At 35.4% G+C, this 16,764-nt stretch carries 16 protein-coding genes and 1 pseudogene; 14 read left to right on the top strand and 3 right to left on the bottom strand.

Annotated features, from left to right (window positions below; genetic code table 11):
• The first annotated feature begins 11 nt into the window (after positions 1-11).
• The 5 genes from ku to GHT08_RS09710 all read left to right on the top strand — a co-directional run bounded on the left by ku (position 12) and on the right by GHT08_RS09710 (position 3,904).
• A complete protein-coding gene (ku, locus tag GHT08_RS09730) occupies positions 12-860 on the top strand; it encodes a non-homologous end joining protein Ku (protein ID WP_018931562.1) in 849 nt (282 codons plus the stop codon).
• 451 nt (positions 861-1,311) lie between these two features.
• The gene (locus GHT08_RS09725; RefSeq protein WP_163581218.1) at positions 1,312-1,512 is read left to right on the top strand and encodes a hypothetical protein; all 201 of its coding nucleotides are present in this window, start codon (positions 1,312-1,314) and stop codon (positions 1,510-1,512) included.
• Positions 1,513-1,567: 55 nt separating this feature from the next.
• The gene (locus GHT08_RS09720; RefSeq protein ID WP_153835098.1) at positions 1,568-1,747 is read left to right on the top strand and encodes an H-type small acid-soluble spore protein; all 180 of its coding nucleotides are present in this window, start codon (positions 1,568-1,570) and stop codon (positions 1,745-1,747) included.
• Between the two features lie 229 nt (positions 1,748-1,976).
• On the top strand, positions 1,977-3,524 hold the full coding sequence (locus GHT08_RS09715; RefSeq protein ID WP_163581217.1) for a histidine kinase N-terminal 7TM domain-containing diguanylate cyclase: 1,548 nt from the start codon (positions 1,977-1,979) through the stop codon (positions 3,522-3,524).
• Positions 3,525-3,538: 14 nt separating this feature from the next.
• Positions 3,539-3,904 carry a PH domain-containing protein gene (locus GHT08_RS09710; protein WP_163581216.1) on the top strand — a complete coding sequence of 122 codons (366 nt, stop codon included), beginning with the start codon at positions 3,539-3,541 and terminating at the stop codon, positions 3,902-3,904.
• Positions 3,905-4,063: 159 nt separating this feature from the next.
• On the opposite strand, the gene comER is transcribed toward GHT08_RS09710, so the two are convergent.
• A complete protein-coding gene (gene comER / locus GHT08_RS09705) occupies positions 4,064-4,882 on the bottom strand; it encodes a late competence protein ComER (RefSeq protein WP_163581215.1) in 819 nt (272 codons plus the stop codon).
• 77 nt (positions 4,883-4,959) lie between these two features.
• Here comER and GHT08_RS09700 point away from each other — a divergent pair, with 77 nt between their 5' ends.
• The 3 genes and pseudogenes from GHT08_RS09700 (at position 4,960) to GHT08_RS09690 (ending at position 8,364) form a co-directional block, all read left to right on the top strand.
• A complete protein-coding gene (locus GHT08_RS09700; protein WP_163581214.1) occupies positions 4,960-5,550 on the top strand; it encodes a helix-hairpin-helix domain-containing protein in 591 nt (196 codons plus the stop codon).
• A gap of 67 nt (positions 5,551-5,617) precedes the next feature.
• Positions 5,618-6,064 (top strand): annotated as a pseudogene (locus tag GHT08_RS09695) (ComE operon protein 2); the annotation flags it as partial.
• 38 nt (positions 6,065-6,102) lie between these two features.
• Positions 6,103-8,364 (top strand): DNA internalization-related competence protein ComEC/Rec2, encoded by a 2,262-nt coding sequence (locus GHT08_RS09690; RefSeq protein ID WP_163581213.1) that lies wholly within the window; start codon positions 6,103-6,105, stop codon positions 8,362-8,364.
• Between the two features lie 49 nt (positions 8,365-8,413).
• Here GHT08_RS09690 and GHT08_RS09685 read toward each other — a convergent pair whose 3' ends face one another.
• Positions 8,414-8,548, bottom strand: coding sequence for a YqzM family protein (locus GHT08_RS09685; protein WP_018931571.1), 135 nt, complete (start codon positions 8,546-8,548; stop codon positions 8,414-8,416).
• A 422-nt stretch (positions 8,549-8,970) separates the two neighbouring features.
• Between GHT08_RS09685 and holA the strand changes: the two genes are divergently transcribed.
• Positions 8,971-10,008, top strand: a complete 1,038-nt coding sequence (gene holA, locus GHT08_RS09680; protein WP_153835104.1) for a DNA polymerase III subunit delta — start codon at positions 8,971-8,973, stop codon at positions 10,006-10,008.
• Positions 10,009-10,300: 292 nt separating this feature from the next.
• On the opposite strand, the gene rpsT is transcribed toward holA, so the two are convergent.
• Entirely contained in the window at positions 10,301-10,567 is a 267-nt protein-coding gene (rpsT, locus tag GHT08_RS09675; protein ID WP_163581212.1) for a 30S ribosomal protein S20, read from the bottom strand.
• A 171-nt stretch (positions 10,568-10,738) separates the two neighbouring features.
• Here rpsT and gpr point away from each other — a divergent pair, with 171 nt between their 5' ends.
• The 5 genes from gpr to hemW all read left to right on the top strand — a co-directional run bounded on the left by gpr (position 10,739) and on the right by hemW (position 16,678).
• A complete protein-coding gene (gene gpr / locus GHT08_RS09670; protein WP_163581211.1) occupies positions 10,739-11,830 on the top strand; it encodes a GPR endopeptidase in 1,092 nt (363 codons plus the stop codon).
• A 75-nt stretch (positions 11,831-11,905) separates the two neighbouring features.
• Positions 11,906-13,096: a stage II sporulation protein P gene (gene spoIIP, locus GHT08_RS09665; protein WP_163581210.1), complete on the top strand. Its 1,191-nt coding sequence runs from the start codon at positions 11,906-11,908 to the stop codon at positions 13,094-13,096.
• Position 13,097: 1 nt separating this feature from the next.
• On the top strand, positions 13,098-13,415 hold the full coding sequence (locus GHT08_RS09660) for a hypothetical protein (RefSeq protein ID WP_163581209.1): 318 nt from the start codon (positions 13,098-13,100) through the stop codon (positions 13,413-13,415).
• 237 nt (positions 13,416-13,652) lie between these two features.
• The gene (gene lepA, locus GHT08_RS09655; RefSeq protein WP_163581208.1) at positions 13,653-15,473 is read left to right on the top strand and encodes a translation elongation factor 4; all 1,821 of its coding nucleotides are present in this window, start codon (positions 13,653-13,655) and stop codon (positions 15,471-15,473) included.
• Between the two features lie 62 nt (positions 15,474-15,535).
• Positions 15,536-16,678, top strand: a complete 1,143-nt coding sequence (hemW, locus tag GHT08_RS09650) for a radical SAM family heme chaperone HemW (RefSeq protein ID WP_163581207.1) — start codon at positions 15,536-15,538, stop codon at positions 16,676-16,678.
• The last annotated feature ends 86 nt before the right edge of the window (positions 16,679-16,764 follow it).

Genomic DNA, 16,764 nt, shown 5'->3' with positions numbered 1-16,764 from the left:
AGGTGATTATGATGCATACGATGTGGAAAGGAACCATTAGTTTTGGTCTTGTTAATATCCCAGTCAAGCTCCATTCAGCAACGGAAAATAAAGATATAAAGCTCAGAAATTTGCATAAAGAATGCCAATCTCCTGTGAAGTACGAAAAAGTATGTCCTGTCTGTGAAAAAGAAGTGGAGCAAGACGATATTGTAAAAGGATTTGAGTATACGAAAAATAAATTTGTTATTCTGGAGGATGAGGATTTAGAAGCATTAAAGGAAGAAAAAGAGGATAAGTCGGTCGATATTGTGGATTTTGTTAAGTTAGAAGAAATTGATCCGATTTATTTTGACCGCAGTTATTATTTGTCTCCAAATGAAGGTGGGGCAAAGGCATATGGCTTATTGCGCAAAGCTCTGGAGGAAACAGGGAAAATCGGGTTGGCAAAAATTACGATTCGCTCAAAGGAACATTTAGCAGTTGTCCGCATTTATCAAAATACATTAGTGATGGAGACGATTTATTATCCTGATGAAGTTAGGGACTTCCAAGAGGTTCCAAATGTACCGGAAGAAGCAAATATTGTTGAGAAAGAGTTGGAAACAGCAAAATTATTGATTGAACAATTATCAACAGAATTTGAACCGGAAAAATATCATGATGAGTATCGTACTGCATTATTGGAACTTATTGAACAGAAGAAAAATGGAGAAGAAGTTTCAACGGCAAAAGAGCCTGCAAAAAAAGACAATGTTACAGATTTGATGGAAGCTCTCGAAAAATCATTAAACAAAACTCAAAAAGGGAAAAAGAAAACAACAACGAAACGAAAGAAAACGACAAAGAAAACAGCTTCACAAAAAGCAAAGGCAAACTAAAAACGGACAGGGCTTATCATCAGATAATTTGCATATACTATCGGATTCTCCTCCTTGGATATAACTATTTATCCAAGGAGGAGAAAACTTTTTATAAGTGAAGATAGCATATAACCATTCTCGAAAAAGTTAGCTGAAGGACAAACCCCACGGAAAGAGAAATGGGCAGCCGGTGTGATGGTCAAGTTGTTCAAGTATTTCATAATTACTACCAAGTAATAATGGACCGGCATTTCTTAAAGGATTCCAGTGATAAAAAGCGAACACCAGAAAAAATATTGTTTTTTTACAAAACCAAATCCTTCTGTTTCTATTCTGAATACATATTAATCAATTTACTAAACAATCCATAAATCGCGAGAAATTTTTAATATCTTCTTCCATTCTTTAGGAAAGTAATTTAACGTGATATCATAGTAATAAAATTATCCATTAAAAAGGAGGACATGTTATGAGTGTAAAACGATTCATTATAATGGAAATTATTTATTCGATTCTTATAGGCTTTGTTCTAGGACTTGTCTTTGATAATTTTGTGTTAGGTATGCTAATTGCGATTGGAATAGGAGCAATAACGATTGCGGTGTTCAGTGTAGCCATTAAAAAAAGGAATAAACAACAAGAAAATAATTCCACAGAGAGCGGTACATAATTTACAGCTAGAAATAGTAAACTATTCTCAATAACGAGGTAAGGAGGATAGAATAATGGACGCACAACGCGCACAAGAAATTTTGGATTCGCCTGATATGCGTAATGTAACTTATAATGGCGATAAAGTATATATTGAGCATGTTGATCAAGGAACAGGTCATTGTACCATCCACCCGATCGAAAATCCCGAACAAAAATATATGGTGACAGTGGAACAGTTGCAAGAGCAATAACAAGTAAGCACCCCAATTAATGACATTATTCAGTTGGGGTGCTGTTACATGATAAGTTCTATCACTATAAAATTTTTAATATTTTATAAATATTTTGCAGGAAATAGCCGATTCATATCGAATAGTATATAGTATAACGAGCAAAAATATACACTAGTGATAATTTATTCCAATATTCTGTTATGATAGTTTGAATTCAAAAGGTTATTATCTACTCGGGGGATGCGTAATGCAATGGTTTGAACCTTATCCACTCTATATCTCAATTATGGCTTTTTTTATATTTTTTTTGTCGATTGCACTCTTAAAAAAGCCTTGTAATCTTGTCCGTTTATTTTTATCTGTATGTTTAATGCTTTCTAGCTTATTTATGATTTCTACTGCCTTAGAATTATACATCGATGATTTTAATGCAATGCAATGGTTAAGGAATATCCAACAAATTGCATTATTTTTATGTCCAGTTTTTCTGTTTGGGTTTGCTAAGGAAATAGCTGAGCCAAATGCTATCAAGAATATTAAGTATATGATTTATTTGGGAGCACCTGCAGTGATGGGCATTTTCTTAATATTTACAGATCCTATTCATCATTGGATGAGATCTAGCGTGAAAATAGATACTATTTGGGGATTAACAGAAATCACCATAACGCCGACACCATTGGGGATTACTTTCATTTCCTATTTATTATTCTTAACTCTATTGGCGGTTTTTACTTTTATCAGAAATATGCATGACCTGCCATCACATCTCAGAAATAGTCATCTATTATCTTCTATTGCTATTTTACTTCCATTAGTCTCTTTATGTGTTTTACCATTATTGTCTGTGAAAATTCCAGGTCAGGTTGCGCTATCATTTTCCTTGATGAGTGTCTTGCTCATTTTTATTTTCAAGCGTTATGATTTTAATTCCATTTGGCCAGTTTCACGTCATCAAATTTTAGAATCGCTGGACGAAGGAATTATGTTATTTGGCCCTAATTATAATCTTTTAGAAATTAATCAAGCAGGCTATAAACTACTGAAACGATGGATGCCATATCTGCATGAGGAGTTGATTATTGGACAGAAAGTGGATCAATTATTTACCGATGAAAGGATTTTGAAAGGGGTTTATCAACATTTATCAACATCTTTTGAATGGAAGGTCGAATTAGAAGGAGAATATATTTATCTGCAGGTTAATATCGTTCCAATTGGATATTATGGTCGTGATATCAAGCTTGTTGTCTTAACCGATATTACGGAAAAGAAATTAATAGAAAATCGTTTGTATACATTAGCTCACTATGATTCATTGACCAATATATGTAATCGGCATTCCTTTATTGAAAAATACAATGCAATGGCAGAACATAAAAATTTTCCTATTTCCTTTTTAATACTAGACATCGATCATTTTAAACAATTTAATGATCAGTATGGTCATATCGTTGGGGATCAAGTTTTAAAGGAATTTGCTGTTGCTTTAACTGAATTTTTTAAACCTGCAAAAAATTGCAGTATTGTTGGAAGGATTGGAGGAGAGGAGTTTGGCGTATTATTACATAAGGATGCTGCGCAGGCTGGTGAACAAGCAAATCTCTTTCAGCAAAGTCTAACAGAACGTTCAATTAGTATAAATGGGGAAAAGCAAGAGAAAATCACGGTCAGTATCGGATTAACCACAACTAATGAACCAATTAGTTTTGAACAAATGTACAAGGAAGCAGATAAAGCATTGTACCAAGCAAAAAGAGCTGGGAGAGACCGGGTGGAAATGATTAACGCTTAAGGAGGGCTTTATTAATGGCAGATATTAGTCACATTATGGAATGGACATTTTATGATGAAGTGAGTGTGCCTAATGACATACACGATCTTCTTGTTGATGGTGAAATTGCACATACTGCATATAAAACGGTTCGAGACATAGCAGTTATAACGAATAAACGGCTCATCATTGCAGATCGGCAAGGAATTACTGGCAAAAAGGTGGAAATATATACAATTCCATTTAAATCAATCGATATGTATTCAACAGAAAATGGTGGGAAATTAGATTTAAACGCAGAGATTGAATTATGGACCAGATCTGGCCATTTTAAATTAAATCTTAATAAAAAAGTTGATATTCGAAAGTTAGACAAGATCATTGCCGAACATATCATATAGTCACAAAAATGACTTTTTACGACACATTAAAGTAATAGTAAAGTCGTAATTTGCGGTTTCCCGGGTAATATTTACAGGCACCGAGTAATATTTCTTCGGTGCCCAATTCCATCACTTATTTATCACCGTACTAATCATTGTAACATCCGAGTTGAAGTCTTACTTTAATTTATTTGCGATCATCTCTTTGTCTTCTTTAAACTTATGGTGTGTCTGGTTAATCAATTCTTCAAATAGTCCGTTCATGTTCTCCTCGAGCGATGCAATACCAACTCCGGTGATTCCACCTTTTACACATACTTTTTCTATTAACTCATTGAGAGTAAAATGGTTTTCTGATAATAGTTTTCCAAAGCCAATAAACATTTTTTCCATTAGCTGTGTTGCCTGTTCTGTAGTAACTTCTGTTTGATTGGTAGCAGCTTTGATATAGTTTTCTGCTAAAAAGGCAAAAAAGGCAGGTCCGCAAGAAACGATATCTGATGCAATCCTCATAATGTTTTCCTCAATTTCTACTGGTTCTGAAAATTGTTGGCATCTCTTAATGAATAATTCTTTCCTAAAAGCATCTAATCTACTGCCAAACGTTAACAGTGTGACACCTGCTAGAGCATGGTTTGTAATACTAGGTACCATTCGAGCCACCTGACAATCAACTAACGATTCAATTTCTTCCACTGACATTGCACTTGTTATCGATACTAATAGTTGTTTTTCATCAAGAATTGGTTGGATTTCTCTTAATACGTCTATCATGTCTATTGGTTTTACACATAAAAAAATCGTATCGACATGTTTAATTAACTCAAAGATGTTTTCCTTTACATGAATCTGTGGATACTTCTTTTGGATTGCATATGCCTTTTCTGCTGTACGATTAGAGACATAAAGACTTTCCTGATCAATGACGTTCGATTCAAGAAAGGCAGTTACTAAAACTGCGCCCATATTGCCGGTTCCAATTATACCCCATTTCATTTCATCTCGCCTCCTGGATAATTTCTAACACTATCCTATGAACAACTTTACTATTCTATGATAAAGGAATGATAAACATGTCTTGGATATTTAAAAATTGGTATTTAGTTTTAGTAGTTGGAGCAATTTTGCTGTGGTTATTAATAGGTCCATCAATAAATGAAGAAGACGACTTAACGGATCAAATGCTCGAGGAGCATAGTGCTGAACTGCAGGAAGAAGAGGATCAAAGTGTTGCAACAGAATATAAAATTGATCTGAAAGGTGAAATAAAACGCCCTGGTGTATATCAAGTTAGTGAAAATGATCGTGTCGAAGATGTAATTCAATTAGCAGGTGGTTTTACTAATAAAGCAGATAAACAAATGATTAACCTTGCAGAACGAGTTTATGATGAGATGGTAATATATGTACCAACGAAAGGTGAAAATCCTGAAGAAACACAAGAAGTCCCAGATACAGGAAGTGACGATCAAAAGGTAAAAGTGAACATCGCTACGATAGAAGAAATGCAAACTATCCCAGGAATAGGTGAAGTAAAAGCAAATGCAATTGTAGAATACAGAGATACTTATGGAAGTTTTGAAAAAATGGAGGACTTAACAAAAGTTTCTGGAATTGGAGATAAAACAGTCGAAAAACTGGAGGAATACGTTCGAATTCCATAATGTTATTGACGCTTTCTTATTGGACAAGTACACTTTTATTATGTGAGAAAAAGAAAGGGTGTTTTAAGTGGAAAGAATTTCTTGGCATCAATATTTCATGGCACAAAGTCATTTGTTAGCATTACGTAGTACTTGTCAGCGTTTAATGGTAGGTGCGACCATTGTAAGGGACAAGCGTATTATCGCTGGAGGATATAATGGCAGTGTTTCTGGTAGTGTACATTGTATTGACGAAGGGTGCTATGTGATTGATGGACATTGTGTACGAACCATTCACGCAGAAATGAATGCTTTACTACAATGTGCTAAATTTGGTGCTTCTACAGAAAATGCGGAGATCTATGTAACACATTTTCCTTGTTTGAATTGTTGTAAAGCAATTATTCAAAGTGGGATAAAAACAGTTTATTATGCTGAAGATTATAAGAATCATCCGTATGCAGTGGAATTATTTGAAGAAGCTGGTGTCCATGTTGAAAAAGTAGAATTAGATCAGCACTATATAACATTGAAACCATAATGGCTTGGTAATGTAAGGGAGGTGATGGTTGCTTGTATCAAAAATTACATTGGTTTGTATTATTATATGTCATGAGCTTTTTATTGAAAGATGTGAGTGCTAAATGTTTTTTTATAATTTTAACTGTCATCATTATTTTTTTAGTATACATCCATCGATTTTCTAAACTTTTTATTACCTCTCTAATCGCTTTTAGTCTTTTTTCTTTTTATCATATTCCTTCCTTAAACCTAAATGAGTCAGAAGAAACCTCAAGTACTTATGTCCAAGGAAATATTCAATCTCAAGTAGAACAAAACAATCAATTTCTTCGCTTTACCTTTCAAGCTTCTGATGATTCTCTTATCCAAGTATATTATTTTCCTAAAACAGATTTTCGATTCAATTTATCTTCATTTCGCACCGGTGCTACTTGTGTCTTGCACGGCAATTTTCAGAAAATTCCAGGAGCGCGTAATCCAGGGCAATTTCATTACAAAGAATATTTGGGTTCACAAGGTATTGAGAAACAATTTGTGATCGAATCGTTAGATAAAAGTAAATGTGAAGGACAGTCACCCTGGCAAAAGATATATGATCTACGTCAACAAGTATTAGATCATATCGAGCATCAGGTGAGTTCTTTTACATATGCTTGGTTCGCAGCTCTCTTATTTGGAGAGCGTGAACATTTAGAAGATGATGTTGTAAACGTATTTCAAAATTGGAATCTTAGCCATTTACTAGCAATCTCTGGTCTACATGTAGGCTTAATTCTGACTATCGTATATTTTTTACTGTTATTTGTCTTCCGGATCACGATTGAAAAAGCACAATTTTTAATCGCTTGTTTATTGTGCTTCTATCCCGCTATGGCAGGAGGATCAGCTTCTGTTTGGCGTGCCAGTCTGTTAGCGATTGTTATCATTGCACTTTCTAAGTTACCAGTTCGGTTTGCTATAACCGATATGTTGAGTATTGTTTTTATCATGATGGTGATATTGGATCCTTTTATAATATATTCGATAGCTTTTCAATTTAGTTTTATTGTAACTTTTGGGATCATATTATCAAGGAAATTGTTAATTATTGGTAATTTATGGATGGTGCTTCGAATTTCCCTAATAAGTATGCTCATTATCTTACCTATACAGTTGTTTCATTTTTACCAATTTCAACCATTATCTGTTTTTGTAAATGTTATTGTCATTCCTTATTTCACTGTAGTAGTATTACCTATTTTATTTTTAATACTGCTTGCTTCATTTTTGCCGGTCGTTTTAGTGATATTAGATCACATTTTTGTGCACATCCATACAGCGGTAATTGCCGCTTTAACAACAATTGATCATTGGATGCCGGCGCCTTGGTTGATGGGGGAATTCCCAATTTGTTTATTTCTTCCTTTTTATATAATTCTATGGTTATTTTTAACCTGTTTAGAAAAGAAACAATTGCGAAAATCGCTTCAATATGGTTCGTTATTAGTGATGTTACTAATCATGATAAATCTCAAGCCATACTTGGATCACCACGGGTATATTACGATGTTGGACATCGGTCAGGGAGATGCAATTATTGTAGAATTACCCTACAGAAAAGGAGTTTTTATAATGGATGCTGGTGGGAAGATGACAGCAGATTATTCCGAAAAATCGTCTGAAATTTTTGATCAGGTAATCGATCCATTTATGAAGTCTAAGGGTATTAATAGAATAGATGCGATTATATTGTCACATGCTGATCATGATCATATCGGCAGTGTACCATATATTCTAGCCGGCTATCCTGTTGACTATGTAATCACGAGTCCTTATTTTGATGAAAAGATAATCGAACAATATAACCGTATTGTGCCGGAAACTCAATTTGTCAATGTGAAGGCAGGGGATACGTTCGAACTCAAAGATCAACTATTTGAAGTTTATTATCCCGTTCGGAAGCAATCAGATAAAAATGAAAACTCACTAGTGCTAAGTAGCATATTTGGTAAGGATAGATGGTTATTCGCGGGTGATTTAGGAGAAGAGGGAGAAGCAGCAATAGTAAATGCATATCCAGAATTAAAAACAGATATATTAAAAGTTGCCCATCATGGCAGTAATACATCAAGTTCTACGCCTTTTTTAGAAGCGGTAGAAGCCAATGTAGCATTAATATCAGTTGGTGAAAATAATCGTTACGGTCATCCACATCAAGAAGTATTAGATAATTTAGATAAATTTAATGTGAAAGTGATGAGAACAGACCAATCTGGTGCCTTAATCTATAAATTCTCTGAAGAAAGAGGAACAGTTTTTCCTTATTTACCATAATATACAGTAGAATATAAAAAACGAGACTAAATGGTTAGCCTCGTTCCTTTTATGAACCAATTGCATCGAAAATAACTCCGATAAAGAAAATAATCATAAAGAATACAAATGAGAAAACAAACCCAAATCCAGCATCAAAAATGTCATGTCGTTTAGACTGAACATCCTTTTCAAATTCATTCATTGTTATTACCTCCTTAAAATATTAACTTGAAGTGAATTGCCATACTCCTGTCTGAATGTAACATCAACGATTGTCTATTAGCATTACTTAAATTTTTTCATCCATATCTCAGGATTCCCTTACTTAGCAAGAGTTAACACCTATATATTTTGGGGTATCAGGTCAATCTATATATAAGAAAATATCGCAGCTTGATTAGATACCTAGGGCTAATGAAGTTGCGTTGATATAGATTGCAGAGGGAAGGATGAAAATGCCTCCCTCTTTTTCATTAATATGTATGATATAGGTTTTTACATTCACACTTCTTTTCAACAGTTAAATCTTATTATACAATAAAACATATTACGTTTTTTTTCAACTTTTTATTGTGTTTGACACAATTTTTTTTAGAAATAAGTTACATATTTGGAGATGAGTGAATGAGTTATTTGGCATGTATCGAAGAAATGAAGAAAGGAAAAATCGCTCCTGTTTATTATTTTCATGGAACTGAAACCTATATGATTGAAGCGTTAAAGCAGGCCTTAATTTCAAATGGTGTGGAACAAGAGGAACAGGATACGAATTTGTCTATCTATGACCTAGAAGAAATTTCGATTCAGGAAGTAGTGACAGATGCAGAAACATTTCCTTTCCTAGGGGAAAGAAAGATAATAATTGCTACAAATGCAGATTTTTTAAAGGCAAAACCGGCTAAATCAGAAATCGAACATCAGCCTGAAGTATTAATTGATTATATACAAAATCCTGCACCATATTCTGTTTTAGTAATAATCGCTCCTTATGAAAAGGTGGACGAGCGGAAAAAGGTTGTTAAACAACTTAAGAAGGCCGCCAAAACTGTGGCGTGCGAACCGTTGAAGGAATGGAATATACAAGAAGTGATCGGCACCATTGCAAAAGAGCATGGCGTATCCATATCTGACGAAGTGATGACATATTTTATTAACGAAATTGGAACTAACTTGATGATTATCCATTCTGAAATGGAAAAGCTTGCCTTATATGTAGGAGAAGGAAATGCAATCAGACTAGAAGATGCAGAATTATTATTATCTAGTCAAGAGAACAGTTCAGCATTGAAATTAATGGATGCTATCATGGCAAACGATTTGGCGAAAGCTATTGATATCACGAAAGATTTAGAAAAGATGAACGAGGATCCAATTGCTTTGATTGCACTTGTGGCGTCACAATTCAGGACGTTGCTGCATGTGAAGTTATTGAAGCAAAAAGGCTATACGCAACAGCAAATGGCAAGTCAGCTCAAAATTCATCCATATGTTGCGAAGTTATCGATTCAGCGCCAAAGTAAATTTCAGACTAAAGAATTGAAAGAAGCGATTGATCTTCTAACCGAAACGGATGCCCAAATAAAATCCGGCCAAATGGATAAATCACTAGCCTTTGAATTGTTACTATACCGTCTGATTTCCAAACGAAAGATTGTGTCTTAAGAAGGTTGTTGATTCCAAGAAAATACAAACTGCGAAGTAATGAAACAGGACTTCTCTTCCGGGATATCCCTTTCTGTTCCGGGGAAACCTGCTCCCCTTCCCTGGATATAATCGTTTATCCCCGGAAGGGAAGACTTTTTCCTCGGAAGAGAAGACTTTTTCCCCGGAACAGAACGGCGCTTCCGAGGATATCTCTTTTCTATATTTACGTTAATTCACAGTTTATGGATAGTGTACTCAATCTTTTCTGACAATAAAAAACCACAACAGTTTGCTCTGTTGTGGTTTTTTATTATGCGCTTAGTCCGTTTACTCTCTGTGCTAAGCGAGATTTTTGACGGTTACCTTTGTTTTGGTGGATAAGTCCTTTTTGTACGGCTTTGTCAATTTTCTTCACTGCAGTTGCAAGTGCAGCCTTTGCATTTTCAACATCATTTTTTTCTACTAATGCTTCCACTTTCTTAATATGTGAACGCATATCTGCTTTAACGGTTTGATTTTGTTGACGGTGATCATCATTCACACGAACACGTTTAATTGCTGATTTAATATTAGCCAATGTCTTCACCTCCATCTTGCTTCTTACCCTATCTTAAGTTAGGTCAAATGACATTTTACCAAAGCTTTAACAAGTTTTCAATAAAAATTGTTGTTACAAAGGAATATTCCTCCGTGTATCTTTTCGAACTACTCGGTAAAACTATACAAAAATGCATGAGGAGGTTTGTTTGTGAAAGATCAATCATTCGAAGTAAGAACAGATCTAGCGGTAGAAGCAAAAGATATGTATGTTGAGAAAGAAGAAAAAAAAGAACAACAAATACCAGGAGTAACCATAAGTGAGAAGAAAATTGGAAATATAGAAGTAACAAACGTTGAAGTCGACGAGAAAGGCGCAGATGCGATAGGGAAGAATCCAGGTTCCTACCATACGATTTATTCTAATGCAATAAAACAACAAGATACAAAATCCCAAGAAGAAACAGCAAAAGTAGTAACGAAACAATTACTTGAATTAATGGATAAAAATAATGTCGCACAAGATGCTTCGGGATTAATCGTTGGTTTAGGAAATCGTAACGTAACACCTGATGCATTAGGTCCGCTGGCAATGGACAAAGTACTTGTCACGAATCATTTATTTGTTCACGAACCACAATATGTACAAGATGGCTATCGCAAAGTAGCGACTATTAGCCCAGGCGTAATGGGAGTTACCGGCATTGAAACGAGTGATATTATTAAAGGTGTCATCGAGAAATATAAACCGGGCTTTGTAATTGCTATCGATGCTCTTGCATCTCGTTCTATTGAGAGAGTGAATGCAACCATACAATTATCAGATTCAGGTATCCACCCGGGATCAGGAGTTGGCAATAAACGAAAAGAATTAAGTAAAGAGACCTTAGGTGTACCTGTCTTTGCTATCGGTGTGCCAACTGTAGTTGATGCGGTTACCATTACAAGCGATGCCATTGATTATGTGTTAAAACATATTGGTAAAGAGTGGCGAGAAAAAGATGAACCTTCTAAATCACTGACTCCGGCAGGATTAAATTTTGGTGAGCGCTCTCTATCGGATGAAGATTTACCACCTATAGAAAAAAGAGAAAAAATATTTGGCATGATTGGTGCATTAGATGAACAAGAGAAGCGTGCATTAATGCAAGAAGTGCTGACTCCTCTAGGACATAATTTAATGGTAACCCCTAAGGAAATAGACGGATATATAAAGGATATGGCTCATTTATTGGCAGAAGCATTGAATGCAGCAATGCATGAAAATGTTAATGTTAAAAATTTCGCTAATTATACAAGGTAAAATTAGGTTCTACTTTCTATCGAATCATCATAGTATCTACTAGATGTGATAGAGGAGATAGAAAGGAGACCAAGTATGCGCCGTCCTAACCGAACACAAAAAAAACGGGTGTTTTTATTTTCAAAACATAAATTATTAATCATTATATCGGGATTTGTTACCGCATTTTTTGCGATGTTTATTTTAGTAGGTATGTTAACAAGTATTGATCCGAATTATCGCGTTGCTTCTAACACAGTTAAAAAATGGACGAACAATGTAACGGAAGTCCATTTCTTATCTTTAATGATGATGGAAAATCGCATCTTCAAAGAAGCCCTTCCAGAAGACCAAACACCAATTGATATGTGGAAAGTAGTGTTTGAATTAGGGACGAATGTCAGAATGCATGATGTCAGAAGTTTATTAGGAAGAGAACTTCCTGGATTTGAAATGTATGATCGGGAAATCTTAATTGCAGGTGAAGGAACCGATTATACGAACTTAACGGTAGAATCAACACCGCCACTCGATATCGTCTTAGAGGAAAGAGAAGCTACAACACCTGAGGAAAAAGATGAGGAAAAACCTGTTGAGGAACAAGAAAAAACGACAGGTGACAAGGATGTTGTTTATATCTATAACACACATAATCGTGAATCGTTTTTACCTTATTTGCCTGATACAGATGAGCCAAATGATGCTTTTCATCATGAAGTGAATATCACCAAAGTCAGTGAACAGCTTGCAAAAGATTTAAAACGTCATGGTATAGGAGCAGAAGTGGATGAGACCGATATTGGTGCTATTTTAAATGAAAAAGGATGGGATTATTCTTCAGATTCTTATACAGCTTCTAAAGAAGTAGTCGAAGCAGCGCTAACGGACAATAAAGAGGTTAACTTTGTGTTTGATTTGCACCGTGACAGTATCCGTAAAGATTTAACAACCATTGAGATAGATGGCAAATCTTATGCCAAGATTATGTTTGTAATAGGTGGAGATAATCCAAATTATGAAAAGAATTATGCTTTAGCAGAGAAACTACACGCGTTATTGGATGAAAAATATTATGGCTTAAGCCGTGGAGTAGAGATGTATGGTGGTGCAGGCAGAAATGGTGTTTATAACCAAGATGTCTCCGAAAATGCCTTGACAATAGAAGTTGGCGGGGTCGATAACACAATGGAAGAGTTGTATAACACCACAGAAGTTTTTGCAGAAATCTTCAGTGAATATTACTGGGATGCAGAAAAAGTTTCGGGATCAAGTGGGGAGGATGAATAGGGTGAAGTACTTCTTTTATCTATTGTTGTTGACACTAGTTTTTTCGTTAGGGATGTACATTGGTATTGATAGGTCAGAAGGGCGCGAAGCAGTCAGTTATCCTCAAGAAGAGGTAATTAATGAACCTGTAGAAGAGGAGGAAGTTGAGGTAGTAGATAGAGATACAATTATTGAAGAAGTGGAAAGAGACGTACAGGTAAATGAGAAAGCTGAACCTACCTTTTTACACTCGGCAGCTGGAGAAGGGGAAAAAATCGTCAAAGTTATTTTCGATCAAATTGTCGATGTTACCTACACAGTAGTGGATGGCATTTTTTAATGGTAAATATGGGGTCTAACAACTGAATTGATAAAATGAGACTTGATCATTAGCGGAATTAATCAAGGTGTTAGCGTCTGTTATTCCTCATTTAGTTTTCTTGTGTTCCTTGCATCTTGAAGTGGGGTATTACAGACGAATAGCTCCATGATAAATTCTTGTTGGATATTTCTGTTGAACATCCACGTTTTCACTGCTATAATCAATGCTAGTATTGTGGTCGAACATAGGAGTTGAATGACATTGACGAACATTAGAAATCAAAGCAAAGTACGTAACTTTTCCATAATTGCACATATTGATCACGGAAAATCAACGTTAGCTGACCGAATCTTGGAAAAAACAAAAGCATTGACGTCTCGTGAGATGAAAGAACAATTTTTAGATGCGATGGATTTAGAACGTGAACGCGGAATTACCATTAAGCTAAATGCTGTTCAATTGAAATATGATCGCGGTGGTGGGGATGAATACCTTTTTCACTTAATTGATACACCAGGGCATGTCGATTTTACATATGAAGTATCAAGAAGCCTTGCAGCTTGTGAAGGTGCGATATTAGTGGTGGATGCTGCACAAGGCATTGAAGCACAAACATTGGCGAATGTTTACTTAGCACTAGATAACGATTTGGAAATTATCCCGGTTATTAATAAAATTGATTTGCCAAGTGCTGATCCTGAACGTGTAAAACAAGAAATTACAGATGTGATTGGGATTGACGGTGATGAAGCTATTCTAGCTAGTGCGAAGTCAGGAATAGGTATTGATGAAATATTGGACCAAATTGTTGAAAAAATTCCTGCCCCAGAAGGTAATCCTGATGAGCCATTAAAAGCACTAATATTTGATTCTTTATATGATCCATATCGAGGTGTTATTGCATATATTTGTGTGAAAGAAGGATCAGTTAAAGTAGGAGATAAAATTAAAATGATGGCAACGGGTAAAGAATTTGAGGTCAATGAAGTTGGAGTATTTAATCCGAAGCCAGTCCAACAAGATCAACTAACAGTAGGAGATGTAGGGTACTTAACCGCATCGATTAAAAATGTAGGCGATTCTCGAGTCGGAGATACGATTACATTGGCAAACAATCCAGCAGCTGAGCCATTACCGGGGTACCGTCGTTTAAATCCAATGGTATTCTGTGGTCTTTACCCGGTAGATGCAGATAAATATAATGATTTACGGGAAGCTCTTGAACGTTTGGAGTTAAACGACTCTTCCTTGCAATATGAAGCAGAGACTTCGCAAGCATTAGGTTTTGGATTCCGTTGTGGCTTCTTAGGACTACTACATATGGAAATTATCCAGGAACGTATTGAGCGTGAGTTTGGTATAGATTTAATCACAACAGCGCCAAGTGTTATTTATAAGGTTGTGAAGACAGACGGGGAAGAAGTTGATATTGATAATCCTTCATTTATGCCGGACAATCAATCGGTCCAAGAAGTTCAAGAACCATATGTTAGAGCGACGATTATGGTGCCTAACGACTTTGTCGGACCAGTGATGGAAATCTGCCAGAAAAAACGTGGTGAATTTCAGGATATGCAATACTTAGATGATAATCGTGTCAATGTTGTCTATGAAATTCCATTGTCTGAGATCGTCTATGACTTTTTTGATCAATTAAAGTCACAGACGAAAGGTTATGCATCATTTGATTATGAAATGGTAGGGTATAAAATATCAGACTTGGTGAAAATGGATATTTTACTAAATGGTGATACTATTGATGCATTGTCCTTTATTGTACATCGTGATTTTGCTTTTGAACGTGGCAAGCAAATTGCTGATAAATTAAAGACGTTAATACCTAGGCAACAGTTCGAGGTCCCGATCCAAGCGGCAATTGGTAATAAGATAGTCGCAAGAACAAATATTAAGGCAATGCGTAAAAACGTGTTAAGTAAATGTTACGGTGGGGATATATCCCGTAAACGGAAGCTTCTAGAGAAACAAAAAGAAGGTAAGAAACGAATGAAAATGGTTGGTTCTGTCGAAGTTCCTCAAGAAGCCTTTATGGCCGTACTTAAAATGGATGATGATTAGACAAATGTTAAACCCTTGTCAATTGGCAAGGGTTTTTACCGTACGTGGAAGGGGGAAAAACAATGGTATCGTCTGTATATATTCACATTCCGTTTTGCGAAAAGATTTGCCATTATTGTGATTTTACCAAGTTCTTTTACGAAGAAAAGATGGCAGATGATTATTTAATTGCATTAGAGAATGAGATAAAAACGAATATACAAGAATCAAAAAAGAAAATGAAAACTATTTTTGTTGGTGGAGGAACTCCAACGGCATTGAATAACCGTCAATTAACGAAACTGGTGAAAATGATTGATTATTATTTTGATGTTGCCAGTGTAGAAGAATATTCATTTGAAGCAAATCCTGGTGATTTAACGGAGGATAAAATACGTATTTTAAAAGACCATGGAGTTAATCGGATTTCGATGGGGGTGCAAGTGTTTGATGACGAGATGTTGGAACAGTTAGGGAGACTGCACCGTGTGAAAGATGTTTATCAGAATGTGAATGACTTGATAAAGGTAGGCATCGACAATATTAGTATCGATTTAATGTATAGTCTGCCAAATCAGACGATAGAACACTTTGAGAAAACGTTGGATGAGGCACTACAATTTGATCTGCCTCATTACTCTGCTTATTCATTACAGATTGAGCCTAAAACCATCTTTTATCAGCGATATAAGAAGGGAAGGCTAACTAAGCCGCCAGAAGAAATTGAAGCGGATATGTATGAGTTACTGCGTAGAGAAATGAGAGATAAGGGGATCAAGCAATATGAAATCAGTAACTTTGCCAAACCTGGTTTTGAGAGTAAACACAATTTAACTTATTGGAACAATGATTACTATTATGGATTTGGTGCTGGTTCACACGGGTATTTACCAGGTGAAAGGATTATTAATATCCGTCCATTCCCGACATATGTGGAAGCAGCTAATGAAACAGGAAAACCAGTGCTTCATATAGAAAAAATCGGGAAAAAGGAGCAAATCGAAGAGGAGATGTTCCTAGGTTTAAGGAAAAGTGAAGGAGTATCAATACCAAAATTCGAGGAAAAGTACCAAGTAAATATTGAAGAAGTGTATGGTAATGAATTAGCTCAGCTTGAGGCTAGAGGATGGATTAATCGGAATACTACGTTTATTAAATTAACCGAAGAAGGAAAGCCATTTGGTAATGAGGTATTTCAATCCTTTTTATTGGACAGAGATATTTAATAAAGGTCAAATTAAATATGAGTTTCCTGATTGACATTTTTAGTGGTATTTGATAATTTATTAATAGATTTAGCACTCAAGGTTTC

Origin of the sequence: Gracilibacillus saliphilus (assembly GCF_010994085.1) — a bacterium.
Lineage (GTDB): Bacteria > Bacillota > Bacilli > Bacillales > Amphibacillaceae > Gracilibacillus > Gracilibacillus lacisalsi.
Note: the sequence above shows the minus strand (reverse complement) of the source record. Positions and strands in the feature narration are given on the sequence as shown.

Bases quoted from the DNA above. Each gene is read 5' to 3' on its own strand.
- GHT08_RS09685 (WP_018931571.1), bottom strand. From the start codon at position 8,548: ATGAATGAATTTGAAAAGGATGTTCAGTCTAAACGACATGACATTTTT.
- comER (WP_163581215.1), bottom strand. From the start codon at position 4,882: ATGAAATGGGGTATAATTGGAACCGGCAATATGGGCGCAGTTTTAGTA.
- GHT08_RS09720 (WP_153835098.1), top strand. From the start codon at position 1,568: ATGGACGCACAACGCGCACAAGAAATTTTGGATTCGCCTGATATGCGT.
- ku (WP_018931562.1), top strand. From the start codon at position 12: ATGCATACGATGTGGAAAGGAACCATTAGTTTTGGTCTTGTTAATATC.
- GHT08_RS09715 (WP_163581217.1), top strand. From the start codon at position 1,977: ATGCAATGGTTTGAACCTTATCCACTCTATATCTCAATTATGGCTTTT.
- holA (WP_153835104.1), top strand. From the start codon at position 8,971: ATGAGTTATTTGGCATGTATCGAAGAAATGAAGAAAGGAAAAATCGCT.
- GHT08_RS09700 (WP_163581214.1), top strand. From the start codon at position 4,960: ATGTCTTGGATATTTAAAAATTGGTATTTAGTTTTAGTAGTTGGAGCA.
- spoIIP (WP_163581210.1), top strand. From the start codon at position 11,906: ATGCGCCGTCCTAACCGAACACAAAAAAAACGGGTGTTTTTATTTTCA.
- hemW (WP_163581207.1), top strand. From the start codon at position 15,536: ATGGTATCGTCTGTATATATTCACATTCCGTTTTGCGAAAAGATTTGC.
- GHT08_RS09725 (WP_163581218.1), top strand. From the start codon at position 1,312: ATGAGTGTAAAACGATTCATTATAATGGAAATTATTTATTCGATTCTT.
- lepA (WP_163581208.1), top strand. From the start codon at position 13,653: ATGACATTGACGAACATTAGAAATCAAAGCAAAGTACGTAACTTTTCC.
- GHT08_RS09710 (WP_163581216.1), top strand. From the start codon at position 3,539: ATGGCAGATATTAGTCACATTATGGAATGGACATTTTATGATGAAGTG.